At 69.4% G+C, this 23,129-nt stretch carries 22 protein-coding genes and 2 pseudogenes; 19 read left to right on the top strand and 5 right to left on the bottom strand.

Annotated features, from left to right (window positions below; all coding sequences use genetic code 11):
• The 5 genes and pseudogenes from Q8S40_RS17155 to cysD form a co-directional block, all read left to right on the top strand.
• Positions 1-548: pseudogene (locus Q8S40_RS17155) on the top strand (hypothetical protein); the annotation flags it as partial.
• A gap of 3 nt (positions 549-551) precedes the next feature.
• Positions 552-842 (top strand): RNA-binding S4 domain-containing protein, encoded by a 291-nt coding sequence (locus tag Q8S40_RS17150; protein ID WP_304809352.1) that lies wholly within the window; start codon positions 552-554, stop codon positions 840-842.
• Positions 843-966: 124 nt separating this feature from the next.
• Positions 967-1,299 carry a ferredoxin FdxA gene (gene fdxA / locus Q8S40_RS17145; RefSeq protein WP_304809351.1) on the top strand — a complete coding sequence of 111 codons (333 nt, stop codon included), beginning with the start codon at positions 967-969 and terminating at the stop codon, positions 1,297-1,299.
• A gap of 206 nt (positions 1,300-1,505) precedes the next feature.
• Positions 1,506-2,315, top strand: coding sequence for a CarD family transcriptional regulator (locus tag Q8S40_RS17140; RefSeq protein WP_304809350.1), 810 nt, complete (start codon positions 1,506-1,508; stop codon positions 2,313-2,315).
• A gap of 76 nt (positions 2,316-2,391) precedes the next feature.
• Positions 2,392-3,345 (top strand): annotated as a pseudogene (gene cysD / locus Q8S40_RS17135) (sulfate adenylyltransferase subunit CysD); the annotation flags it as partial.
• A 61-nt stretch (positions 3,346-3,406) separates the two neighbouring features.
• Here cysD and thpR read toward each other — a convergent pair.
• The gene (thpR, locus tag Q8S40_RS17130) at positions 3,407-3,943 is read right to left on the bottom strand and encodes an RNA 2',3'-cyclic phosphodiesterase (protein WP_304809347.1); all 537 of its coding nucleotides are present in this window, start codon (positions 3,941-3,943) and stop codon (positions 3,407-3,409) included.
• Positions 3,944-3,973: 30 nt separating this feature from the next.
• Positions 3,974-4,585, bottom strand: a complete 612-nt coding sequence (locus Q8S40_RS17125; protein ID WP_305671339.1) for an arylesterase — start codon at positions 4,583-4,585, stop codon at positions 3,974-3,976.
• A gap of 85 nt (positions 4,586-4,670) precedes the next feature.
• Between Q8S40_RS17125 and Q8S40_RS17120 the strand changes: the two genes are divergently transcribed.
• From Q8S40_RS17120 to Q8S40_RS17070, 11 genes are all read left to right on the top strand, one after another.
• A complete protein-coding gene (locus Q8S40_RS17120; protein ID WP_304809355.1) occupies positions 4,671-5,378 on the top strand; it encodes an ABC transporter ATP-binding protein in 708 nt (235 codons plus the stop codon).
• A 6-nt stretch (positions 5,379-5,384) separates the two neighbouring features.
• Positions 5,385-7,901 carry an ABC transporter permease gene (locus Q8S40_RS17115; RefSeq protein WP_305671338.1) on the top strand — a complete coding sequence of 839 codons (2,517 nt, stop codon included), beginning with the start codon at positions 5,385-5,387 and terminating at the stop codon, positions 7,899-7,901.
• A 21-nt stretch (positions 7,902-7,922) separates the two neighbouring features.
• Positions 7,923-8,441 carry a deaminase gene (locus Q8S40_RS17110; RefSeq protein ID WP_305671337.1) on the top strand — a complete coding sequence of 173 codons (519 nt, stop codon included), beginning with the start codon at positions 7,923-7,925 and terminating at the stop codon, positions 8,439-8,441.
• Between the two features lie 128 nt (positions 8,442-8,569).
• A complete protein-coding gene (locus Q8S40_RS17105) occupies positions 8,570-9,373 on the top strand; it encodes a Bax inhibitor-1/YccA family protein (RefSeq protein WP_304809340.1) in 804 nt (267 codons plus the stop codon).
• 92 nt (positions 9,374-9,465) lie between these two features.
• Entirely contained in the window at positions 9,466-9,855 is a 390-nt protein-coding gene (locus Q8S40_RS17100) for a DUF2946 family protein (protein ID WP_305671336.1), read from the top strand.
• Between the two features lie 42 nt (positions 9,856-9,897).
• Positions 9,898-10,407 (top strand): YcnI family protein, encoded by a 510-nt coding sequence (locus Q8S40_RS17095; RefSeq protein ID WP_305671335.1) that lies wholly within the window; start codon positions 9,898-9,900, stop codon positions 10,405-10,407.
• A gap of 10 nt (positions 10,408-10,417) precedes the next feature.
• Positions 10,418-10,768: a hypothetical protein gene (locus Q8S40_RS17090; protein WP_305671334.1), complete on the top strand. Its 351-nt coding sequence runs from the start codon at positions 10,418-10,420 to the stop codon at positions 10,766-10,768.
• Between the two features lie 10 nt (positions 10,769-10,778).
• Positions 10,779-11,291, top strand: coding sequence for a copper chaperone PCu(A)C (locus Q8S40_RS17085; RefSeq protein WP_305671333.1), 513 nt, complete (start codon positions 10,779-10,781; stop codon positions 11,289-11,291).
• Positions 11,292-11,343: 52 nt separating this feature from the next.
• Positions 11,344-11,823 (top strand): cupin domain-containing protein, encoded by a 480-nt coding sequence (locus tag Q8S40_RS17080; RefSeq protein WP_305671332.1) that lies wholly within the window; start codon positions 11,344-11,346, stop codon positions 11,821-11,823.
• A gap of 35 nt (positions 11,824-11,858) precedes the next feature.
• Positions 11,859-12,992 (top strand): sugar MFS transporter, encoded by a 1,134-nt coding sequence (locus Q8S40_RS17075; protein ID WP_305671331.1) that lies wholly within the window; start codon positions 11,859-11,861, stop codon positions 12,990-12,992.
• Positions 12,993-12,996: 4 nt separating this feature from the next.
• Positions 12,997-13,695, top strand: coding sequence for a serine protease (locus Q8S40_RS17070; RefSeq protein ID WP_305671330.1), 699 nt, complete (start codon positions 12,997-12,999; stop codon positions 13,693-13,695).
• Positions 13,696-13,698: 3 nt separating this feature from the next.
• On the opposite strand, the gene Q8S40_RS17065 is transcribed toward Q8S40_RS17070, so the two are convergent.
• Complete coding sequence (locus tag Q8S40_RS17065; protein ID WP_305671329.1) at positions 13,699-16,266, bottom strand: response regulator; 2,568 nt, start codon at positions 16,264-16,266, stop codon at positions 13,699-13,701.
• A 265-nt stretch (positions 16,267-16,531) separates the two neighbouring features.
• Between Q8S40_RS17065 and Q8S40_RS17060 the strand changes: the two genes are divergently transcribed.
• Positions 16,532-17,245: an ABC transporter substrate-binding protein gene (locus Q8S40_RS17060; RefSeq protein WP_305671328.1), complete on the top strand. Its 714-nt coding sequence runs from the start codon at positions 16,532-16,534 to the stop codon at positions 17,243-17,245.
• Positions 17,246-17,272: 27 nt separating this feature from the next.
• On the opposite strand, the gene Q8S40_RS17055 is transcribed toward Q8S40_RS17060, so the two are convergent.
• Positions 17,273-18,559, bottom strand: a complete 1,287-nt coding sequence (locus Q8S40_RS17055) for a PAS domain-containing methyl-accepting chemotaxis protein (protein ID WP_305671327.1) — start codon at positions 18,557-18,559, stop codon at positions 17,273-17,275.
• Positions 18,560-18,674: 115 nt separating this feature from the next.
• Here Q8S40_RS17055 and Q8S40_RS17050 point away from each other — a divergent pair, with 115 nt between their 5' ends.
• The gene (locus tag Q8S40_RS17050; protein ID WP_305671326.1) at positions 18,675-19,631 is read left to right on the top strand and encodes an acetyl-CoA carboxylase carboxyltransferase subunit alpha; all 957 of its coding nucleotides are present in this window, start codon (positions 18,675-18,677) and stop codon (positions 19,629-19,631) included.
• 30 nt (positions 19,632-19,661) lie between these two features.
• Positions 19,662-21,176 carry an MFS transporter gene (locus tag Q8S40_RS17045; protein ID WP_305671325.1) on the top strand — a complete coding sequence of 505 codons (1,515 nt, stop codon included), beginning with the start codon at positions 19,662-19,664 and terminating at the stop codon, positions 21,174-21,176.
• 488 nt (positions 21,177-21,664) lie between these two features.
• On the opposite strand, the gene Q8S40_RS17040 is transcribed toward Q8S40_RS17045, so the two are convergent.
• Positions 21,665-23,092, bottom strand: a complete 1,428-nt coding sequence (locus Q8S40_RS17040; RefSeq protein WP_305671324.1) for an AAA family ATPase — start codon at positions 23,090-23,092, stop codon at positions 21,665-21,667.
• Positions 23,093-23,129: the final 37 nt, after the last annotated feature.

Raw genomic sequence — 23,129 nt, 5'->3', positions numbered from 1 at the left:
CCGCGCGGGGCCCGCGGCCGGAGCGGGCACCCCGCCCCGACGGCCCGCGCCCGGTCTATTTCGGCCCGCCCATCCCGGCCGAACTGCGCCCGGCCCGGCCGGACGGCCCGCGGCGCGATGGTCCGCGGCGGGAGCGGGTGGATCATGGCCCGCGCCGCGACTGGCGCGTGGATGGCCTGCCGCCCGGCGTGTCTCCGCCGCCCGAGGTTGCGGCCGACGCACCCCGCCAGGATCGCCCCCGCCAGGATGGCCCGCGCCGCGGCCCGCCGCGCGGACCGAATGACCGCCCGCGCAGCGATGCGCCTCGGCCCGAGGGTGCGCCGCAGGAAGCGCGCCGTGACGATCGCGGCCCGCGCCCGAACCGTGGCCCCGATCGTGGCCCTGGCGGCAAGCCGGGTGGTGGCGACCGTTACCCGCGCCAGGATCGCGACCGCGATCGCGGCGGGGACCGCGGTGGCGACCGCAGCGCGCCGCGCGAATGGTCCTCCGGCCCCAAGCCGGATTCGCCCTTCGCGGTGCTGGCGCAGCTGAAGCTCCGCAAGGACTGAGGCATGGCGCCGGAGGCTGAGACCGCCTGGCAGCGGCTCGACCTCTGGCTCTGGTGCGCGCGCACGGCCAAGACGCGGACGGAATGCGCCCGGCAGGTTGCCGCCGGGCGCGTGCGCATCAACAGCCAGCGCACCGACAAGCCCCATTTCAAGCTGCGCCCGGGCGATGTGCTGACCTTCGGCATGGGCAGCGATGTGCGGGTGTGGCGGGTGCTGGCGCTCGCCTCCCGCCGCGGGCCGGCGAGCGAGGCGCGCGGGCTGTATGAAGACCTCTCGGACCCCGCGCCGCCCTGATGTTGCAGTGCGGGTTCTTGCCTTGTGCGGGTTGCTGGGCCATTTGAGGGCTGCCGCAGCCCTGCCGGGGTGCGGCGGTGGGACCGCCGATGGGCGCGGCCCCGCATTTTCGCCGGAGGCGCAGTTGACCTACGTCGTCACCGAGAGCTGCATCAAGTGCAAATACATGGACTGCGTGGAAGTCTGTCCGGTGGACTGCTTCTATGTCGGCGAGAACATGCTGGTCATCCACCCGGATGAATGCATCGATTGCGGCGTCTGCGAGCCGGAATGCCCGGCCGAGGCCATCCTGCCCGACAGTGACGACAAGGCAACGCCCTGGGTGGAACTGAACCGCACCTACGCCACGCAATGGCCGAACATCACCCGTAAGGGCGAAGCGCCGGAAGATGCGGATGAGTGGAAGGACAAGCCGGGCAAGATGGAGCTTTTCGACCCGGCCCCCGGCAAGGCCTGACCGACCGCCTGCCCGAATCCCACGGGATTCCGCCCGGGGTGGAAATCCGCCCCGGTTTGTATTATATTATCAATGGGATCGGGAAACCCGGGCGAAGCGCGCAGGTTTTCCGCCCATCGGGTCCATGACATGCCCAAGACCGGGCCGCCCCCCAGCCAGTGGCAAGGGGGCCGGCTTTGGTATGGGATGCAGAATCGGGTCGCCACATGAAGCAAACCGCCCAGGCGAAAACCGGCGATACATCTGCAAAGACCGAATCTGAAAAGCCTGAGGCTGAGAAGTCTGAGGCTGGACGCCCGGCCAAGGACGTCGCCAAGCCGGAGAAGGCGCCGGTGAAGTTCGGCACGCCGCAGACGCCGCCGCGCCAGGACAGCCCCCCGCCGCCGCACCGCCCGCCGCCGCGCCCTGGCTCCATGGCCGCCAATTCGCCGCGCCCTTCCATGTTCTCCCAGCGCGGCGCGCCGCGAGGCGGGGTGGAGGACCCGGAGGATGGCACGCCGCTGCCGCCGCCGCGCCCCAAGGGCCCGCCGCCCGAATTCAAGCCGGGCGACCATGTGGTCTACCCGACCCATGGCGTCGGCCAGGTGCAGGGCATCGAGGAAATGCCGGTGGCCGGCATGTCCCTCAAGGTGATCATCGTCACCTTCGAGGAAAACCGCATGACCCTGCGGGTGCCGGTGAACAAGGCCGCCTCCTCCGGCCTGCGCAAGCTGGCCACCGATGACCACATGGCGGAGGCGCTGGAAGTGCTGCGCGGCCGCGCGCGCATAAAGCGCACAATGTGGTCCCGCCGCGCCCAGGAATATGAGGCGAAGATCAACTCCGGCGATCCGCTGGCCATCGCGGAAGTGGTGCGCGACCTGCACCGCAATGCCGGCCAGCCGGACCAGTCCTTCTCCGAACGGCAGATCTACGAACAGGCGCTGGACCGCCTGGCCGCGGAACTCGCCGCCATCGACCGCACCGACAAGGCCGCGGCATCGGAGAAGCTGCTGACCTTTTTGAAGGCGGCCTGACTGGCCGCGGGCCTCAAGGCGGCCTGAAGGCAGCCTGACGGGGTTCCTGCGCGGGCGCTTGCGTGTCATCTGACAGGCGGCGCCCACCGCAGCGGAGACGCAACGAACCATGGCCACCGCAACCGCCCATCGCCTGACGCCGCATCTCCGGCGGCTGGAGGCGGAGGCCATCGGCATCCTCCGCGAGACCGCGGCCAGCTTCCGCAACCCGGTGCTGCTGTACTCCATCGGCAAGGACAGCTCGGTGGTGCTGCAGCTTGCGATGAAGGCCTTCGCGCCGGGCAAGCCGCCCTTCCGCCTGCTGCACATCGCGACGGGCTGGGATTTCAAGGCGATGCTGGAGTTCCGGGACCGGCGCATGGCCGAACTGGGCCTGGAGTGCATCGTCCATACCAACCCGGACGGCCTGGCCCGCGGCATCGGCCCCCTCACCCATGGCTCACAGCTGCACATGTCCGTCATGGGAACGGACGCGCTGAAACAGGCGCTCGACGCGCATGGCTTCGATGCCGCCATCGGCGGCGCCCGCCGGGATGAGGAAAAGGCCCGCGCCAAGGAACGCGTGTTTTCCTTCCGCGCGCCCGGCCATGTCTGGGACCCGCGCGGCCAGCGGCCCGAGCTATGGGGCCTGTACAATACCCGCATGAACCCCGGCGAAGGCATGCGCGTCTTCCCGCTGTCCAACTGGACCGAATTCGACGTCTGGGACTACATCGCCGCGGAATCCATCCCCGTGGTGCCGCTGTACTTCGCCGCCCCGCGCCCGGTGGTCCGCCGCAGCGGCGCGCTGATCATGCGCGATGATGCCCGCATGCCCCTGGAGCCGGGCGAGCAGGAGGAAACCCTCTGGGTCCGCTTCCGCACCATGGGCGATTGGCCTCTGACCGGCGCACATGAAAGCCGCGCCGAAACCCTGGACCAGATGCTGGCCGAAATCCGCGACAGCCGCACCAGCGAACGCCAGGGCCGCCTGATCGACACCGACCAGGACGCCTCCATGGAACGCAAAAAACGCGAAGGGTATTTTTGACAGGCTGCCGCTGCAGGGTTGCGAAGCGGGGCGCCTGGGACGGCGTGAGGTTGGCCAGCTTTCAGCTCAGCTCGTATTCCACCTCCGGCACGTAATGCGCGGCCTCCTTGCCCAGATAGGACGAGAACAGCACGAAGTTGTCGATCGGCACCGGGGGCGACCGGAACAGGCTATGGGCGTGGATGAAGCCGATCAGCCGGTGCGTCTCCGCCTTGTCGGTCCGCGCCAGCGTCACATGCGGGGCGAAGCGGCGGCGGTCCGGCTCCAGCCCGACGCGCTGCAAGGCCGTCTCCACCTTGGACTGCAAGCGGGTCAGCGCCTCGCTGCGTTCCGCCGTGATGTGGATGGACTGGATGCGGCCGCCCTTCTCGAAGGTGCCGATCCCGGCCAGGGCCAGCTCGAAGCGCGGCGCGCGGATGGCGGCGAGGGCCGCATCCACTTCCTCCGCCTGCCAGCTCTCGATCTCGCCGATGAAGCGGAGCGTCAGATGGTAGTTCTCCGGCGGCACCCAGCGGGCACCGGGAATGCCGCCGGCCAGGGCGGCAAGCTGAGCCTTCACCTGGTCGGGCAAGGCCAGGGCAACGAACAGGCGAACCATGGGCGTGCGCTCCGCGACTCCGGGGCTGCCTCACCCTGCGGGAGAACTGGCCACGCGGTCCAGTAGCGTTTCGATGGCAGGTAGCAGCCGCTCCGCCAGGACCTGCGCGCCGCGCGGGTTGGGGTGGATGCGGTCGGGCTGATTCAGCGTCGGTTCGCCGGCCACGCCCTCCAGCAGGAAGGGGTAGAACACAATCTGCGGCCGTGCCGCGGCCAGCTCGGAAAACACCGCGGCGAATTCCCGGCCATATTCCGCGCCGAGATTGGGCGGGGCGATCATGCCGGCCAGCAGCGTCGGGATGTTCCGCGCCGCCAGCCCGTCCAGGATCGCGGTCAGATTGGTCCGCATCTGCGCCGGCGTCAGGCCGCGCAGCGCGTCATTGCCGCCGAGCGCGACGATCACCGCATCAGGCCGGTCGGCCAGCGCCCATTCCAGCCTGGCACGGCCGCCAGCCGTGGTATCGCCGGAGACACCCGCATCCAGCAGCCGCACATTGCGGCCCTTCTCCCGCAGCAGCGCCTCGATCCGCGCCGGTGGGCCTTCGCCGCGCGCCAGGCCGTAGCCGGCGGTGATGGAATCGCCCAGCATCAGCAGGCGCAGCTCCCGGCCCTGGGCGCGCGCGCCCGTTGTTCCGGCCAGCAATACTCCGATACCGAGCGCCGCCTTTTGCAGCGCAGCACGCCGCCCATATGGCATGACATCGCCGTAACAGGATTTTTCGCCCGTGATCCCACCCGCATCACCGCTGATCGCCGCCACCGGCCTGGTTTTCACCGCCAAGGCGGCCTCCGGCCCGGTGCATGTGCTGCGCGGCGTCGACCTCTCGGTCGCGGCCGGGGAGGCGGTGGGCATCGTGGGGCCTTCGGGCTCGGGCAAGACGTCGCTCCTCATGCTGCTGGCCGGCCTCGAGACGCCGAGTGCGGGGCGCCTTTCCGTGGCCGGGCGGGATATGGGGGCGCTGGACGAGGATGCGCTGGCCCGGTTCCGTCGCGACGAGGTGGGGATCGTCTTCCAGGCTTTCCACCTGATCCCGACCATGACGGCGCTGGAGAATGTCGCCATGCCGCTGGAATTCGCCGGCAGGCGGGACGCCTTCGACAAGGCGGCGGAGGCGCTGAAGGGCGTCGGCCTCGGCCATCGGCTGGACCATTACCCCGGGCAGATGTCGGGCGGCGAGCAGCAGCGCGTGGCACTCGCCCGCGCCGTGGTGGCGGAGCCCCGCCTGATCCTGGCCGACGAGCCCACCGGCAATCTGGACCGCGCCACCGGCACGGTGGTGATGGACCTGCTGTTCGGCCTGCGCGCCCGGCTCGGCACCACCCTGCTGCTGATAACCCATGACCCGGCGCTGGCCGATCGTTGCGAAAGGCAGGTGCGGATGGAGGATGGGCGCATCGTCTCCGACACCGCCGGCCTCAAGCTGGCGGCGGAGTAAAGCGCCATGATGCAGCATCTGGTGCTCGGCGCGCGGCTGGCGCGGCGGGAATTGCGCGGCGGCGTGCGGCAGTTGCGGCTGGTGCTGGCCTGCCTGGCGCTCGGCGTGGCCAGCATCGCGGCCGTCGGCACGCTGCAAAGCGCCACCAAGGCCGGGCTGCTGGCCGATGGCGCCAGGCTGCTCGGCGGCGATGTCGAGGTGCGGGTGAACTACCAGCCCTTGCCCGATGTGGCGCTGGACTGGGCGCGGCAGCGCGGTGCCGTGACCTCTGGGATCATCGAGATGCGCGCGATGGCCGTCGCCCCTTCCGGCGAACGTGCCCTGGTCGAGCTGAAATCCGTCGATGCCGCCTATCCGCTGTATGGTGAGCTGCGCCTTGACCCGCCCGAGGCGACGCTGGCCGCCCCCGATGGCCAGCACCGCGTGGCGCTGGAAGCCTCGGTGGTGGAGCGCCTGGGCGTCAGGCCGGGCGACCGGGTCCGCATCGGCGAGGCCAGCCTGGTCTTCGCCGGCACCATCGCGCAGGAACCGGACCGGGTGGCGAGCCCGGCCGTGCTCGGCCCGCGCGCCCTGATCCTGGCAGCCGCCCTGCCCTCCACCGCGCTGATCCAGCCGGGCAGCCTGGTGTCCTACGACACCCGCCTGCGCCTGCCGGAAGGTACCGATGTCCGCGCCTTCGCGGCCCAGTTCCGGGCTGCGGTGGGCGATGGCGGCTGGCGGGTGCGGACGGCGGACCAGGCGGAGCCGGGGGTGAACCGCTTCCTCGACCGCGCCACCGCCTTCCTGGTGCTGGCCGGCTTCACCGCACTGCTGGTCGGCGGCATCGGCGTCGCCACCGGCGTGCGCGCCTGGCTTGAAGCGCGCGGCCGCACCATCGCCACGCTGCGCTGCCTCGGCGCGCCTTCGGGCACCATCCTGGCCACCTACCTGATCCAGGTGATGGTGCTGGCGGGGATCGGGATTGGCATCGGCCTGGTCTCCGGCTTCGCACTGACCTGGCTGGGCGCGCAGGCGCTGGCCGGTGCGCTGCCGGTGCCGCCGCGCTTCGGCATCTACTGGGCGCCGTTGGGGCTGGCGGCGCTGTATGGGCTGCTGACGGCGCTGACCTTCTCGCTCTGGCCGCTCGGCCGCGCGCAGCGGATTCCGGGCGCGGCGCTGTTCCGGGACCTGGTGACCGCGAATCCGGGCTGGCCTTCCCGCGGCATCCTGCTGGCCAATGCGGCGACCGCGCTGGCGCTGGTGGCGCTGGTGGTGGGCACGGCGGAACAGCCGCGCTTCGCGCTGGGCTTCTGTGCCGGCGCGGCGCTGACCCTGCTGCTGTTCCGGCTGGGGGCTTCCGGGCTGATGGCACTGGCGCGCAGCCTGCGCGGCATCCGCCGGCCGACCCTGCGGCTGGGCCTTGCCAATTTATACCGCCCCGGCGCGCCGACGCCGACCATGCTGGTGGCGCTCGGCATCGGCCTGACCACGCTGGCGGCGATCGCCACCATCGAGGGCAATCTGCGCCGCCAGCTTTCGGACCAGATGCCGAATGCGGCACCGAGCTTCTTCTTCATCGACATCCAGAACGAGCAGTCGGCCCAGTTCAACGCCCTGGCCGCCGCGCAGCCCGGCGTGTCGGAGGTCCGCTCCGTGCCCTCGCTGCGCGCCCGCATCGTCGCGGTGGACGGCACGCCTTCGGAGCAGGTGCAGGCGACCGAGGATACGCGCTGGGCGCTGCGCGGGGATCGTGGCCTGACCTATTCGGCCACCCCGCCGGATGGCACGCGTCTGGTCGAGGGGAATTGGTGGCCGGCGGATTACAGCGGCCCGCCGCTGGTGTCCTTCGACGCCAACCTTGCCCGCGGCTGGGGCATGGGGGTGGGGTCCACGGTCACCGTCAATGTGCTCGGTCGTGACATCGACCTGCGCGTCGCCTCCCTCCGCGAGATCCAGTGGCGCGGGCTTGGCATCAACTACGTCATGGTCGCCTCCCCCGGGCTGCTGGCCGCGGCGCCGCACACGCATATCGCCACCGTCCGCAGCACCGAACAGGTGGAACCGGCGGTGCTGCGGGTGCTGACCGATGCCTTCCCCAACATCTCCGGTATCCGGGTGCGGGATGCGCTGGAGGCGGTGGCCGGGCTGCTGACGCGGGTCGGCGTGGCGTTGCAGGCCACCTCCTCCGTCACGCTGCTGGCCGGGATGCTGGTGCTGGCTGGCGCGGTCGCCGCCGGGCAGGGCGCGCGGGTGCGGGATGCGGTGGTGCTGAAGACCATCGGCGCCACGCGGTCGCAGATCCGTGGCGCCTGGCTGGTGGAATTCGGGCTGCTTGGGCTGGTTGCGGGGTTGCTGGCCGCCGCCGCCGGGTCCGCCGCGAGTTGGGCTGTGGTGCATTTCGTCATGCGCGCGGACTGGATCTTCCTGCCCGGCACCCTGGCGCTGACCGTGCTGGGCTGCGTGCTGCTGACCCTGGCGCTGGGCTATATCGGCACGGCGCTGGCGCTGCGCGCCCGGCCGGCGCCGCTGTTGCGCAACGAGTAGCGCCGGGCTTGGATGGCGGGCATGGACACTGACCCGCCACCCCCCGATCTGCTGCCGGAAGATGCCGACCATCTGCGCCACGCCTTCCGGCTGGCCGGCGAGGCTCGCGCCCGCGGCGATCGCCCCTTCTCCGCCGTCATCGTGGCGGAGGACGGCACCATACTGGCGGAGGGCCTGTCCACCCAGGGCAGCGGCGGCGGCGGCACCCTCGCGCACAGCGAGATGAATGCCTGCCAGGCGGTGATCGCCGCCGGCGTGCCGCGGCCCCGGCTGCGGCGGGCCACCATCTATTCCTCCGGCGAGCCCTGCGCGATGTGTGCCGCGGCCATTTTCTACACCGGCATCGGCCGGGTGGTGTACGGCCTGTCCGCCGCCGCCATCCTGCACCTGCGCAATGCCCAGCCGCACACGGCGGGGCTCGCCCTGTCCTGCCGCGCCGTGCTCGATTCGGCGGCGGAAGCGGTGGAAGTGGTGGGTCCGGCGCTGGAATCCGAGGGTGCGGTGCCGCACCAGGGCTACTGGACCCAGGGCGCCGCCTGATTGTACCGGATTCCTTGTGAATCTTGTGCACCGCGGCCACACCCCCGTTGATACGGATTACAGAAGTTCCATATGATGCGCGTGTGCGGGCGGCCCCTAACCATCGCCTGCGAGGAGATTTCCTGACCATGGCTCTTGGTCCCGACAACCGCTTCCGGACGGGCGCGTCGGCCTGGACCCAGCCCATTGGGCGGTCCGCGGGCTTGGATGCCGCCGCGCTTGATGAAGGCCTGCGCGCCTATATGCTGCGGGTCTACAACTGGATGGCCTCCGGCCTCGCGCTGACCGGCATCGTCGCCTATTTCATCGCATCCAACCCGGGTATCTCCAGCCTGTTCTATCAGGTTGTCGCCACGCCGCGCGGCAACGCGACGGCGCCGACCATCCTGGGCTGGGCCGCGATGTTCGCGCCGCTGGCCTTCATCCTGGTGCTGAGCTTCGGCATCAACCGGATGAGCAAGACCGGCGCGCAGGCGCTGTTCTGGGCGTTCTGCGCCGTGATGGGCGCGTCGATGTCCAACATCTTCGCGATCTACACCGGCGCCTCGATCGCCAGCACCTTCTTCATCACGGCCGGCATGTTCGCGGCGATCAGCCTGTACGGCTACACCACGAAGGCCGACCTGACGAAGCTGGGCAGCTTCATGATGATGGGCCTGATCGGCATCATCATCGCGATGCTGGTGAACATGTTCCTGCAGAGCTCCGCCCTGCAATTCGCCATCAGCGTCATCGGCGTGGTGGTCTTCGTCGGCCTCACCGCCTACGACACGCAGCGGATCAAGGCGGACTACATCCAGCACGCCTATGCCGAGGGCTCGGATGAGGCCGGCAAGCGCAGCGTCTTCGATGCGCTCGGCCTGTATCTGAACTTCGTCAACCTGTTCCAGCTGCTGCTGCAGTTCATGGGCGTGCGCCAGAACAGCGACTGACGCGGCTTCACGCGGCCTGAGACGGCGCAGCGCGCGATCCCACGGGGGTTGCGCGCCGCTTCCGTTTTCGGCCCCGGCAATGGTAAGGACGCATGGTGCGCCTCCGCCCCGCCTTCACCCGGCTGCTGGTCCTGCTGCTGCTGTTGCAGTGGGGCACCGCCTTCGGCCATTGCCTGAAGCTGGCCGCGCCCCAAGGGGGGGCGCCGGGCGGCGTGCTGCACATGGATATCTGCACGCCCGAGGGGCTGCGGAGCATCCCCCTGGTGCTGGAGCAGGACGAACAGGCGCCGCAGGACCACGCGGCCGGCATGCTCTGCCCGCTTTGCGGTGGCGCCAGCGGCGCGGCCCTGCCGCCGCCGCCGGTTGCCCTGGTGCCGCCGCTGCGGCTGGTGCAGACCGCACCGCTGCCGCCGCCGAGCACGCCGAACCCCGCGCCCCCGCCGCGCTGCCAGCCGCCACCGAGGGCACCGCCCACTTCCTGAAGCCACCGGATGACCCTCCATGGATTTCAGGAACACATCACCATGCACAGGACCGCCCTGGTCGCGCTGGCACTCGCCGGCACAGCCTTCCTGCCCCTGCCTGCCGCCGCCCATGTCACGCTCGAGGTGCAGCAGGCCGTGGCCAACACCACCTATCGCGCCACCTTCCGCATCCCGCATGGCTGTGATGGCACGCCGACCATCCGCGTCACCATCCGCGTGCCCGAGGGCGTGACAGTGGCGCAGCCCATGCCGAAGCCGGGCTGGACGCTGCGCACCACGGCCCGTGGCGAAGCCGGCAGCGCCCATGGCGCCGTGCCGCCGCTCTCCGAGATCATCTGGGAAGGCGGCCGGCTGGAGCACGCGCATTATGACGAGTTCATCGTCCGCATGCGCCTGCCGAATACGCCGGGTGAACTGCTCTACATCCCCGTGGTGCAGGACTGCCCCGATGGCAAGCAGGCCGCCTGGACCGAGATTCCGGAACCCGGCCGCCGCATCACGGAATACCGCATGCCCGCCCCCGCGCTGCGCCTGCTGCCGCGCAACTGAGGACAGGATCATGAACCAGACCCGCCGTTTCCTGCCGCTCGCCGCCGCCGCGGTGGCCGCCGGCAGCCTGCTGTCCTCCCGCCGCGCCGCCGCCTGCGATGCGGAAGCGATGGAGGCGCACCTCACCGCCGTCTGCGACGGGGCGCTCGCCCCCGCCCGCGACGCGCTGGAAGCCGCCCGGCCGCATGCGACACCGGCCGAGCTCATGGCGATGCAACGCGCGCTGACCATCGCCAATGGCACCTGCACCACGGGTGATCCGGTGGCCGGTGCCCGCATCGCGGCCAATCTGGCCCGGCTCGCCGGGCGCATCGAAGGCCGCGCGGGCATCAGCCCGGACAGCCTCGAAATGCTGGGCTGAGGGGGCGGACATGGCAGGATTTTCGCGGCGCGCCGGACTGGGCGCGCTGATCGGCCTGGTCGCGACCCGCGCCCAGGCGAATGACCACGGCCCGATCCGGGCCGAGGCCGGCTGGTCCCGCGCCGCCGGTGCCGGCCGGGTTGGCGCCGGCTACCTCACGCTGCGCAACACCGGCGCGGCGGACCGCCTGGTGGCCGCCCGCGCCGCGATCGCGGGCACGGTGGAGCTGCACACGCATATCCATGAGAATGGCGTGATGCGGATGCGCCCGGTGGAGGCGATCGACCTGCCCGCGGGCGGGACGGTGACGTTGCAGCCAGGCGGGCTGCACCTGATGCTGATCGACCTGAAGCAGCCGCTGCGCCAGGGCGAGACGGTGCCCGTCACGCTGGTCTTCGAGAAGGCCGGGGAGGTGCAGGCGCAGCTTGCCGTGCAATCCGCCGGCGCCCGCGGGCCGGCTGGCGCCATGCCGGGTGGTCCCATGCCGGGTGGTCCAATGCCGGGGGGTGCCCACCGCCACTGACCACGCGCTGCCGCCCATGCTGTGATGCCCCTCGCTTCGAAAGGGCCACAGCATGGGCAAGCGCATCGACCCCGCCACCATCCCTCCGGTCATCGGCTGCTTCTACCCGGCCCCGCATGACCAGCCCTGCCGGGCGCGTGAACGCCGGCGTCTGGGGGATGCGGCAGGGCTCACGCAGTTCGGCGTCAACCTGCTGCGGCTGCCGCCCGGCGCCTGGTCCAGCCAGCGCCACTGGCACAAGGGCTCCGACGAATTCGTCTTCGTCCTGGCCGGCGAGGTGACGCTGGTGACCGATGCCGGGCCGGAATTGCTGCGCGCCGGGGACGCCGCCGGCTTCAAGGCGGGCGAGCCGGATGGCCACCACCTCCGCAACCTGTCCGGCGCCGAGGCCCTGCTGCTCGAGATCGGCAGCCGCATTGAGGGCGACGACGCCACCTACAGCGACATCGACATGCTGGCCCCGCCGCACGACCAGCCCGCGATGTTTACCACCAAGGACGGCACGCCGTTGCGGGAGACCAAGCCCGGGTGATGGCCTCGCGGCGCGGCCCGGTGTAGCTCCGCGCCGTGCCCCTTCTCGCCCTCGCCTTCCTCGCCTTCATCGGCCTCGGCCTGCCGGACCCGATGCCGGGCAGCCTGTGGCCGGAGCTGCGGCCCTTCTACGGCGTGCCGAATGCGGGGCTCGGGCTGATCCTGGCGGTGACGGCGGGTGGCTATGTGCTGGCCGGGCTGTTCACCGCGCAGTTGATGCGGGCCTTCGGCATCGGGTGGCTGTTGGTGGCGAGCCTGGCGGCCACCGCCACCGCCGCCCTGCTGCAATCCGCCGCACCGCCCTTCGCCGGATTCGTGGCGCTGGCCGTTCTGGCAGGCGCCGGGGGCGGTGCGGTCGATTCGGCGATGAACGCCTTCGCCGCCGCCCGCTTCCAGCCGCGCCACATGAATTGGCTGCACGGCTTCTGGGGGGTTGGCGCCACGCTCGGCCCGGCGATCGCGGCGGCGCTGCTGGCGGTCGGGTTCGGCTGGCAGGCGGGCTACCTGGCGGTGGGGCTGGCGCTGGCGGCGCTGACCCTGGCCTTCTTCGTCACGCGCCGCCGCTGGCAGGGTGAGGCGCCCGGGGATGGCGCCTCCGACGGCCCGCGGCTCAATGCCTGGACCGTGCTGCGGAACCCGCTGGCGCGGCTGCAGGTGGTGATCTTCTTCCTCTATACCGGGCTGGAAGCCGCCGCCGGCCAATGGGCCGCGACCATCATGACGGCCTCGCGCGGCGCCACCCCGGCCGAGGGCGCGGCGGCGGCCATGCTGTTCTTCGCGGCGCTGACCGGCGGGCGAATCGGGCTCGGCTTCGTGGTGGACCGGATCGGGCCGGACCTGCTGCTGCGGCTGATGGCGCCGGTGGCCGTGCTGGCCGCGCTCGGCTTCGCCAGCGGGCTGGCGGACCTGCCGGCGCTCGCGCTGCTGGCGGTGGCGCTGGCGCCGGTTTTCCCGACGCTGATGGCGCGCACCCCGGCCCGGCTTGGCGGCGCCGCGGCGGTGCCGGCGGTGGGGTTGCAGGTTTCGGCGGCAACCCTCGGCGTCGCGGCGGTGCCGGCGGCGATGGGGCTGGCGGCGGATCTCGGCGGGGCGGGGCTGGTGCCCTGGCTGCTGGCGGTGCTGGCATCCGGCGTCGGCCTGCTGATCTGGCGCCTGCCGGTGACGCGGTGAAACGGTGAGGCGCGCGCTGGTCCTGCTGCTGCTCGCCACCCCGGCCCAGGCGCAGCTTCCGGGCGTGGCGGACAGCACCGCGCGGCGGCCGGTGCCGATGGCGCAGGCGCCCTGGTCCAGCCTGGTGCGCGTGCAGTCGGAGGCCGGGGGCCGCTGTACCGGCGTGCTGATCGCGCCGGACCGGGTGCTGACCGCGGCGCATTGCCTGGTGGCACGGCTGACCCGCCGCCTGGTGCAGCCCGGCCGGGTGCATGTGCTGGCGGGCTATGACCGCGGCGAATTCACTGCCCATGCCACCGGCGCCGCGCTGCGGGTCGGCCCCGGCTTCCGGCCGGAGACCAGCGGCCCGATCGGCGCCGATTGGGCGGTGCTGCGCCTTGCCACCCCCCTGCCCGGCCCGGTGCTGCCGCTGGCCGCGGCCCTGCCGGCAGCCGGCGCGGCGGCGATGCTGGGCGGCTGGCAGCAGGACCGCGCCCATGCGCTGCTGGCCGATACCGCCTGCCAGGTGCAGGCCGCGCTGCGGGATGCGGAGGGCCGGCTGCTGCTGCGCCATGGCTGTGCCGCGACGCGCGGCGTCTCCGGCGGGCCGCTGCTGGTGCGGCAGGGCGAAGGCTGGGCTGTGGCGGGCGTCGCGGTCGGTGCGACATCCGGCGCGCCGGGCGGGCTGGCGGTCGCGGTGCAGGGGCTGGCGCTGGCCGAGTGAAATTCAGGCCGCGCGGGTGCCGGCCGGCTTGCCATCGGCCGGAAGCTGGCCGATCAGCCCCAGCTTCCGCAGCAGCGTATCCCGCTGCACTGGCTTCCCGAGATAGTCATCCATCCCGGCCTCCCGGCATTGCCGCTCGAATTCCGGGCCGACCGCCGCGGTCAGGCCGATGATGCGGGTGGCGCGGTTGGGGCCGGGCTGGGCGCGCAGCGTGCGCGTCGCCTCCAGCCCGTCCATCACCGGCATCTGCAGATCCATCAGGATGAAGTCGTACAATTCGCCCCGCCCGGCGGCGACGGCCTGCGCGCCATCGCCGGCCACCTCCACCACCGCCCCGGCACGGGACAGGATGGTCCGCATCACCAGCTGGTTGGTCGGGTTGTCCTCCACCAACAGGATGCGGATTTTCGGGCGGTCCGGCTCCGGCAGCGCGGCTTGTGGCGGTGCCTCCGCCGCGGCCACCTGGGCGCCCTGCGGCGCCAGCGCCAGCAGCAATGCATCGCGCAGGCGGGTCGGCAGGGCCGGCTTCAGCAGCAGCCCGTCCAGCACCCCCTGGCTTCCGCCCTGGCTCCCGCCGTGGGTGCTGCCTTGCGCCGCGCGCGGATCGGCGGAGCCGGAGGCGCAAAGCAGCAGGCGCGGCCGGCCCAGCGCATCCCATTCCTGGCGGATGCGGCGCGCCAATGCCAGGCCGTCGCCATCCGGCAATTGCCCGTCCAGCACCGCCGCCTCGAAGGGCCGCCCCTGGCTGGCGGCGGCGCGCAGCGCGGCGAGCGCGGTGCCGCCATCGGAGACCGCCGCGGCCTCCGCCCCCATCCCGGCCAGCTGGCGCACCAGGATTTCCCGGTTCAGCGGCAGGTCGTCCACCACCAGGATGCGCCGGCCGGCGAGGCCGGTCAGCGGCTGCTGGTCCCCCTCCACCCGGCCGATCTTGACGGTGAAGCGGAACACGCTGCCGCCGCCATTGCGCACGCCGGCCAGTCGCGGCACCGCCTCGATGCCCCCGCCCATCTCCTCCGCCAGCCGCTTGCAGATGGCCAGCCCGAGGCCGGTGCCGCCGTATTTCCGGCGGATCGAGGCATCGGCCTGGGTGAAGCGCTCGAACAGATGCGGGATCTTGTCGCGCTCCACGCCGATGCCGGTGTCGGAGACGGAGGCGCGGAGCCGCCAGTAATCCAGCTCCGCCTCCACCGAGATCGCCACCTGGATCCAGCCCGTCTCGGTGAACTTCACCGCATTGCCGACCAGGTTGAACAGCATCTGCCGGATGCGGCCCGGGTCGCCCAGCACGCGGGCCGGCAGGTCCGGCGAAAGCGCGCAGACCAGCTCCACCCCCTTGGCGGCGGCGCGCGGGGCGAACAGCTCCACGATGGTCGCGATCTCGGCCTCGATGTTGAAGGGCACCGCTTCCAGCTGCAGCGCCCCGGCCTCCAGCTTGGAGAAGTCCAGGATGTCGTTCAGCACCATCATCAGATGCTCGGCGGAGCCCTGGATGGTTTCCGCATAGCGGCGTTGCAGCGGGTCCAGCCGCGTGTCCAGCAGCAGGCCGGTCATGCCGATCACGCCGTTCATCGGCGTGCGGATCTCATGGCTCATCGAGGCCAGGAATTCCTCCTTGGCGCGGGAGGCGGCGACCGCGTGGCGTTCGCTCTCGGCCAGGCGCTGGCCCTGCATCTTCAGCGCCTGCGCCTGGCGCACCAGCAGCCACAGCGCCACCAGCGTCACCACCGCCGCGGCGGCGACGCCGGCGGCCAGCAACGCGCCGAGGCGGTGCGCGCTGTCCAGCGCATCCTCCCGGTTCCGCGCCACCTCCACCACCAGCGCGCCCTGCCGGGTGACGGCGAAGGAGGCGACGACCTCGACACGGTCCTGGTCGAGACCCGACCAGGTTCCACTTTCCCGTCGCGGCAGGAAGTTCCGGAAGATCCAGGAGGAGGAGTTCAGCTCCCCCACCCCATCGGCGCGCCCGTCGGAGCGGGCCAGCAGCAGGCCCTGGAAGGAATGGATGCGGATGGTGACGCCGAAGCTCTCGGCATGCCGGCGCGCCACGCCTGCCAGGTAGTCCGGGTTGAGGATGGCAACGACGGTGCCGAGGAATTCGCCCCGCGCACCGCGCAGCGCCCTGGCATAGGGAATCGCATAGAGGCCACGGGCATGGCCGATGGCCCGGCCGGCGGGGCCAAGGTAGCGCCCGGCCTCCGGCGCGCCGAGCCGTACCGCCTGGCCGCCGAAGCGCAGCAGCCGGAACCATTCCCGGTCCGCCACCGAGGCCTCCCGCAGCCCATCGACGGAGCTGGCGATGATGAAGCCCTGCGCATCCGTCACCAGCAGCGCGCGCATCTGCGGTACGTCGCGGATGCGGATGGCGATCTGCCGGGCGACCGCGGTGGGGTCCGCCTCCGCCAGCCGGTCGGTGGCGTCGAGCAGGACCAGGTCCACGGTCTGCACGGCGCGGGTGAGCTGATCCGCCAGGCCGGCCGCGCCGCCTTGGGTCAAACGTTCCGCTTCCACCAGGGCGTCCTGCTGGCCCCGATGCATCAGGATGCTGTAGATGCCAAGCAGGGACAGGGCCACCAGTCCGACAGCGGCCGCAAAAAGCAGCCAGGGACGCGGCTCGGACGGGCGCGGAGCGCCTAGCCCGAGTGAACGCCGTAGGGCTGAACGGAGTTGGGTGATGCGAGGGACCATCTTTGCGACAGCGCTTATCGTCGCTTTTGTCTTAATTTGCGAGCGCAGAGACGGCATTCGTGCGCAAATTCTGAATCCGCAGCATATCGCGACGGATACGGCACCCGCGATACGGGTTCAGGCTGCCACGCCACCCGTCCAGACGAGCCGGTTGCAGGCGATCCGGACGCGGGGCGACCTGCTGGTCTGCATCTGGCCGGATTATTTCGCCATCTCCTACCGCAACCCGCGCAATGGGGAGATGGAAGGTCTCGATATCGACATGGCGCGCATGCTGGCCGCGCGACTCGATGTCCGACTTGTCTTTTTTGAGACGAACTTCGGTGAATTCATGGACCGGCTGGAAGACGGCAGCTGCGACATCGCCATGATGGCGGTTGGCGTGACGCCGGCGCGGGCCCTGCGGGTTGCCTTCACCAAGCCCTACATGGCGAGCGCGGTCTATGCGGTGACCACACGCACCAACACGCGAATCCAAACCTGGCGCGATATCGACCAGCCCGGCACCGTGGTGGCCGTCGCCGCCGGCACGGTGATGGAGCCGCTGATGCGCGAGACGCTGCGGAATGCGGAGGTAATGGTGGTGGCGCCGCCCCGCACGCGGGAGGGTGAGATCCTGTCGGGCCGCGCCGATGTTTTCATGTCGGATTTTCCCTACACCCGCCGGATGGTGCTGATGCATGACTGGGCGCAGGTGATCGCGCCGCCCGACCGCTTCGGCGACACGCTCTATGCCTATGCGCTGCCACGCGGCGATCAGGCCTGGCTGAATGAGGTGAACGCCTTCCTGGAAAGGACGCGGCTGGATGGCAGCCTGGCGCGCGCCGCGGAACGGCACGGCCTGGCCGGAATCCTGCTGCCCTGAAGCCTGCGGCCGGGGCCGCGCCTGCCGCTAGGCCGCGCGAATACGGTCCAGGAAGCCGTGCACCTGGGTCCGCAGCGTGCCGGCCTGGCCGGACAGGGTGCGCGCATCGGTAACGATCCGCCCGGCCACCGCGCCGGTTTCCGCCGCCGCCGCATTCACCGTCGCGATGCTGGCGGAGACATCATCCGTGCCCTGCGCCGCCTGCTGCACGCTGCGCGCAATCTCCCGCGTCGCGGCACCCTGCTGTTCCACCGCGGCGGCGATCGCGGAGGCACTTTCGTTCAGGTTCAGGATCGTCTCGGCCACCTCCTGGATCGCCCTGGCGACGCTGTCGGTCGCGGTCTGCACGGCGTTGATGCGGGCGGTGATGTCCTCGGTCGCCTTGGCGGTCTGCGCGGCCAGCATCTTCACCTCGCTCGCCACCACGGCGAAGCCCTTGCCGGCTTCCCCGGCGCGGGCCGCCTCGATCGTCGCGTTCAGCGCCAGCAGGTTGGTCTGGCCGGCGATGTCGCTGATCAGCTTCACCACATCACCGATGCGCCGCACATCGCCGATCAGGCTTTCCACCACCACGGTCGCGCCACGCGCCTGTTCGGTGGCGGAGTTGGTGGCCCCGGTGGAGCGCACCACCTGGCTGCCGATTTCCTGGATCGAGGCGGTCACCTGCTCCGTCGTCTCGGCCACGGAGCGGACATTGCCGCTGGTGACGCTGGCGGCGCCGGTGACCACGCCGGTCTGGTCCAGGGTCCGCGCGGCGGCGGTGTTCATCGCCTGGGCGTCCTGTTCCAGCCGGACGCTGCCATTGGCCACCTGGGCGACCAGGGCCATCACCTCCGCCTCGAAGCCATCGGCCAGGCCCCGGCGCAGCGCGCGGTTGGCTTCCTCCGCCGCCATTGCCGCCTGGATGTCGACCAGGCTGCCGCAGGCCCGGCGCGGCTTGCGCTGGGCGTCCAGGATGACGCCGCCGGTGGCGCGGAACCAGCGATAGCTGCCATCCTTCACCCGCAGGCGGTAGGTGGTGTCGTAGATGCTGCCGCTGGCGAGGGCCGCGCCGAAGGCGGCGAAGGTCTTGTCGATATCCTCCGGATGCAGCCGGTCGGACCAGGATTGCACCACATCGGGGAATTCCGCGGCGCTGCTGAAGCCGCAGAGGCGTCGGAACTCCGCCGACCAGGTCCAGCGGGATTTCGGATGCATGGCATCGCCCTGATGCAGGATGGCATCCCACAGCCCAACCCCCGCATGGCTGGATAGCGTGTCCAGCCACTCGGCCTTCACGGCCAGGTCCGACTGGGTCTTGTGGCGTCCGAACATCGGCGGTTTCATCCCTGGATGCGTTGCGCGCAGGATGCCGCCAATCGGCTTTCCGCCCCCTTAACCGCCATGCGCCCTTACGCATCCCGCCCTTTTCGGCTAACCCGCCTCCGCCATGCGCCAATTCCTGGATTTCGAAAAACCCATCGCCGAACTCGAGGGCAAGATCGAGGAGCTGCGCCGTACCACGGACGCTGGCGGCATCGACGTGGCCGAGGAGGTCGGCAAGCTGCGCGACAAGGCGCACAAGCTGCTGCTGGCCACCTATGCCAAGCTGACGCCCTGGCAGAAGGCGCAGATCGCCCGCCACCCGGAACGCCCCCATGCCAGCGACTACATCGCCGGGCTGATCGAGGATTTCCTGCCGCTCGCCGGCGACCGCGCCTTCGGGGACGATACCGCCGTCCTCGGCGGCATGGGCCGCTTCCGCGGCCGCGCCGTGATGGTGATCGGCACCGAGCGCGGCCACGACACCGAAAGCCGCGTGAAGCACAATTTCGGCATGGCGCGGCCGGAGGGCTACCGCAAGGCGCGGCGCCTGATGGAGCTTGCCGGCCGCTTCGGCCTGCCGATCCTGTCCTTCGTCGACACCGCCGGCGCCTTCCCGGGCATCGAGGCGGAGGCGCGCGGCCAAGCAGAGGCGATTGCGCGCGCCATCGAGGCCGGGCTGGACGCGCCGGTGCCCTTCATCGCCACCATCATCGGGGAAGGCGGATCGGGGGGCGCCATCGCACTCGCCGCCGCCGATCGCATCCTGATGCTGGAGCATTCCATCTACTCCGTCATCTCGCCGGAGGGCTGCGCCAGCATCCTGTGGCGCGATGCCGCCCAGGCGGCCACGGCGGCGGAGGCGTTGCGCCTGACGGCGGAAGACCTCCGCAAGCTGGCCCTGGTGGATGCCGTGGTCGCGGAGCCACTCGGCGGCGCGCATCGCGATGCGCCGGCCATGCTGGCGGCCGTGTCCCGCCAGATCTGGGACAGCCTGGAGCCGCTGCTGGCGCTGGATGGCGCCACGCTGCGCGCACGCCGGCGCGAGAAGTTTCTCGAGATGGGTCGCGCGGGGGTCGTCTGAGCGTGCCGCGGGTGGTTTGATGCCACCCGCATGACGCCTCCCCCCGATAGCGGCCCGCCGCCCGCCACCACCGTCTCCCCGGCTGAGTTGCGGCGGCTGTTCTTCAAGGTGTTCCCCGCGGTCGCGCTGGCGATGTTCGGCGCCGCGCTGGACCAGACCATCGTCGCCGCCGCCCTGCCCGCCATCGCGCGCAGCCTGGGCGATGTGGAGCGGATCTCCTGGATCATCGTGCTGTACCTGGTGGCGAACACCGTGGCGGCGCCGGTCTATGGCCGCCTCGGCGACGCTTTCGGGCGGCAGCGCATGCTGCTCGTGGCACTCGCCGTCTATGCCACCGGCGCCACGCTGTGCGCCCTGGCCGGATCACTCTCCACCCTGGCGGCGGCGCGGGTGGTGCAGGGCTTCGGCGGGGGCGGGTTGATCAGCCTGTCCGTCGCGCTGATCGCGGAGGTTGTGCCAGCCCGCGAACGCGGGCGCTTCCAGGCCTATATCGCCGCGGTCTTCACCACGGCCAGCGCGCTGGGGCCGGTGCTGGGCGGGGTGCTGGCGGAGTATTTCGGCTGGCGCAGCATCTTCCTGCTGCAATTGCCGCTTTCGGCCCTGGCCGCCTGGCTGGCCGTGACAAGGCTGGGCGATGCCGCGCGCGGCTCCTCCCGCGGCTTCAGCTTCGACTGGTGGGGGCTGGTGCTGTTCGCCGTTTTCGTCGGGCCGGCGCTGCTGGCGCTGGACCAGGCGCGGCGGCTGTCACCCGGGCCGCTAGCGGTGGCGGCGGTGCTGGCCGTGGTGGCCGGGCTCGCGCTGTGGCTGCTGCTGCGCCAGGAACGCCGCGCGCCGCACCCGCTGCTGCCGCTCGGCCTGCTCGGCAACCCGACGGTGTGGCGTGCCAATCTGATGTCATCCTGCGTCGCCGGCGCCTTTGTCGGCACCATCGCCTTCCTGCCGATCTATTTCGTTGCGGTGCGGGGCCTGTCCCCGGCCGAATCCGGGCTGGCGCTGCTGCCGCTGGCGGCCTGCGCCGGCTTCGGGGCCATCTTCTCCGGCACAATGCTGTCGCGCACCGGGCTGCTGATGCGCTGGCCGGGCATCGGGCTGAGCATCTCCGCCACGCTGCTGCTGGTGGTGACGCTGGGGCTGGGGCATCTGCCGCTGGTGCTGATGGCGGGGCTGCTCGGCGTGGTCTCGATGGGGTTCGGCATGTCCTTTCCGATGGTGCAGGTGACGGTGCAGGTGGCGGCGGGGCCGAAGCTGCTGGGGTCCGCCACCGCCTCGGTCCAGTTCACCCGCTCGCTCGGCGCGGCGACCGGTACGGCGCTGCTGGGGGCGGTGCTGTTCGGCGCGCTGACCTTGCAGGGGCCGGAGGCGACGCGGCTGTTCGTGGCGCTGGTCAACCAGGGGCCAGCCGGGCTCGCCGGGCTGGATGCGGCGGCGGAGGCGGTGTTCCGGGGGCAGATGACCACCGCCTTCCGGGCGAGCTTCGCCACCGCCGCGGCCCTGGTGCTGTTCGGCGCCTGGATGTCCACGCGGGTGCCGCTGCGGCGGGTATAGTATTGACGTGAATAAGAAAGCCGAATTGATAACGCCACTAGATCCGCATCAAGGCTTGCACTTGCACTCCGTTAGTAAATTTGTGTGATTAGCTGCCGATTGATATATCGCAACTCGTTCAGGCAAAAGCGTGCGGTTCTTTAGATCGGCGTGAAGCTTAATATCCCCAGTGTAAACGAGGCGGCAGACTGCGGCTCGCGCAAGTGCCACGACATGTATGTCGTTCGAGCGGCATCCGCCGGCAGCACTAATTTCACGCTCAGCCTCCGCAACCGACTCCTCTCGCACCACACAAAGACGAGCTGCACGACGAAGCTCAACCATAGTTTGTGAAAGCCCAGCGGTGATAAGCTCCTGAGTCAGTTTTCCTCCAACCACGAGCCCGCCCTTTGCTTTGGGATCAAGCAGCCAATCAAGCACTGGCTTACCATCAACGCTTCTACTTTTTATCTGATTGGCAGCGTTCGCATCGACAATTATGCACATATTCAAATACCCAAAAGCCGACGGTGCTCAGCAAGAAAAAAGTTGCGGAAATCAGATGGCGCATCAACAAGATCACCAGCCTCATCAAGCGAAATCTGCGAAATTCGCACATCACCCCCACTTCGGGAGAAATATAGAATAGCCACATGATCAAATGGAACTTTGCGTTCTTGAACCTCCATTCTAATCCGGTCAATAATATAATCGCTATGCGTTTCAACAACGAAATAGGGCGCATCCTTCCCGGACGCTGTAGAACCAATTAGCGTGCCCAGTTCTGCTTGGGCCCGGGGATGCAAATGAACCTCTGGTTGCTGTATGAGAAAGGCGTCGTAATTCTTAGAATTTTGGATTTGATATATTATTGGTAGCGCTTGGCTGACACCATATCCGACATCTACGATGTTGACCAAAGGCCCACCAATCTTGACCTCGATCTGAAATGGATCTCCGTCTTTTTTTCCAAGCTGCCTAATCTCAATATCGTCGAAAAGGCCCGCCTTGCGACCAAAATCGGAAAGACTTTGACGAATCCTTAGCCATTTTTCAGGCGATTTGGTTTTATTTCCGGCTAGTTCCAAGGGAACATGCGAACCCTGCGCATTAGCAGCAACTTCAGATGGATTATAGGTTCTTAGAGGCTCCGATCGCACCGGCGCCGACGCGAAAACTCGTTGGCTCAAAAAGCTGCGAGCAGACCTAAAGCCATCAGTCAGTCGCGCAAGCTCGTTAATGCTCAGCTGCGCCCTCGTATCCTCGGGCTTAGAATAAGCATGAAGAAACTCATCGAACACAAATCTAAGAAATCCTGGATTTTCTTGTATTAAGGCAGCGGGAGGAAAAAGTCCCTCCTTCTTATTTTTTAGTACCCTCCCGCCAACTTCGCAGCTAATGTGATCCCCACGCAGATCGAATTTCGCGCTGTCGCCATTGCAGCTAAATGAATATGCAACTAGCTGCGGCTGAGGAGAACCTTTCTCAAAAGTCAAAGTGTGACTACACATATTTTCAGGCGGCGCAATAAGTGTCCGAATGCCTCGAGCGGTTAGCCGCTCCCTTTCTCTTGGCAGACTATGCTTTACGGAAAGACTGAACGAAGTTGATCGCCTACGCCTCCCCGGAGAAGTATTAGCTATCTGATCAAACCCACCCAAAAAATATGGCTCGCGATTAAACGGGTAGGTAACGGCGCCAGAAAACCACTCTAGCGAAAGACGTAAAGCCGATAAAAATGATGTTTTTCCTGAACTATTTTCTCCAACCAAAAATGTAATTGGCTTTATGTAAATTTCTCCGGTATCTCGGAAGCACTTGAACTCTTGAAGCCGGACAGAAAGCATATCTTCAAATCCGTTTCTATTTGATATGGTAATGGTCCGGCCCAAACGGCGCCTGGGCGGTCCAAGTAGAGACCAGACGCGGGAGCGCATGTCGACTGGCCCAACGCTGACGGCCGAATCGAGGCTC

The sequence above is a fragment of the Falsiroseomonas sp. genome (assembly GCF_030695085.1).
Taxonomy (GTDB): domain Bacteria; phylum Pseudomonadota; class Alphaproteobacteria; order Acetobacterales; family Acetobacteraceae; genus Falsiroseomonas.
This window is presented reverse-complemented; position numbering and strand designations above follow the sequence as displayed.

What these genes read in the sequence shown, in the direction of transcription:
- Q8S40_RS17050 (WP_305671326.1), top strand. Translation starts at nt 18,675, where the DNA reads ATGCGCCAATTCCTGGATTTCGAAAAACCCATCGCCGAACTCGAGGGC.
- Q8S40_RS17110 (WP_305671337.1), top strand. Translation starts at nt 7,923, where the DNA reads ATGGACACTGACCCGCCACCCCCCGATCTGCTGCCGGAAGATGCCGAC.
- Q8S40_RS17150 (WP_304809352.1), top strand. Translation starts at nt 552, where the DNA reads ATGGCGCCGGAGGCTGAGACCGCCTGGCAGCGGCTCGACCTCTGGCTC.
- Q8S40_RS17105 (WP_304809340.1), top strand. Translation starts at nt 8,570, where the DNA reads ATGGCTCTTGGTCCCGACAACCGCTTCCGGACGGGCGCGTCGGCCTGG.
- Q8S40_RS17085 (WP_305671333.1), top strand. Translation starts at nt 10,779, where the DNA reads ATGGCAGGATTTTCGCGGCGCGCCGGACTGGGCGCGCTGATCGGCCTG.
- Q8S40_RS17100 (WP_305671336.1), top strand. Translation starts at nt 9,466, where the DNA reads ATGGTGCGCCTCCGCCCCGCCTTCACCCGGCTGCTGGTCCTGCTGCTG.
- Q8S40_RS17080 (WP_305671332.1), top strand. Translation starts at nt 11,344, where the DNA reads ATGGGCAAGCGCATCGACCCCGCCACCATCCCTCCGGTCATCGGCTGC.
- Q8S40_RS17095 (WP_305671335.1), top strand. Translation starts at nt 9,898, where the DNA reads ATGCACAGGACCGCCCTGGTCGCGCTGGCACTCGCCGGCACAGCCTTC.
- thpR (WP_304809347.1), bottom strand. Translation starts at nt 3,943, where the DNA reads ATGGTTCGCCTGTTCGTTGCCCTGGCCTTGCCCGACCAGGTGAAGGCT.
- Q8S40_RS17055 (WP_305671327.1), bottom strand. Translation starts at nt 18,559, where the DNA reads ATGTTCGGACGCCACAAGACCCAGTCGGACCTGGCCGTGAAGGCCGAG.
- Q8S40_RS17140 (WP_304809350.1), top strand. Translation starts at nt 1,506, where the DNA reads ATGAAGCAAACCGCCCAGGCGAAAACCGGCGATACATCTGCAAAGACC.
- Q8S40_RS17045 (WP_305671325.1), top strand. Translation starts at nt 19,662, where the DNA reads ATGACGCCTCCCCCCGATAGCGGCCCGCCGCCCGCCACCACCGTCTCC.
- Q8S40_RS17115 (WP_305671338.1), top strand. Translation starts at nt 5,385, where the DNA reads ATGATGCAGCATCTGGTGCTCGGCGCGCGGCTGGCGCGGCGGGAATTG.
- Q8S40_RS17040 (WP_305671324.1), bottom strand. Translation starts at nt 23,092, where the DNA reads ATGCGCTCCCGCGTCTGGTCTCTACTTGGACCGCCCAGGCGCCGTTTG.
- Q8S40_RS17090 (WP_305671334.1), top strand. Translation starts at nt 10,418, where the DNA reads ATGAACCAGACCCGCCGTTTCCTGCCGCTCGCCGCCGCCGCGGTGGCC.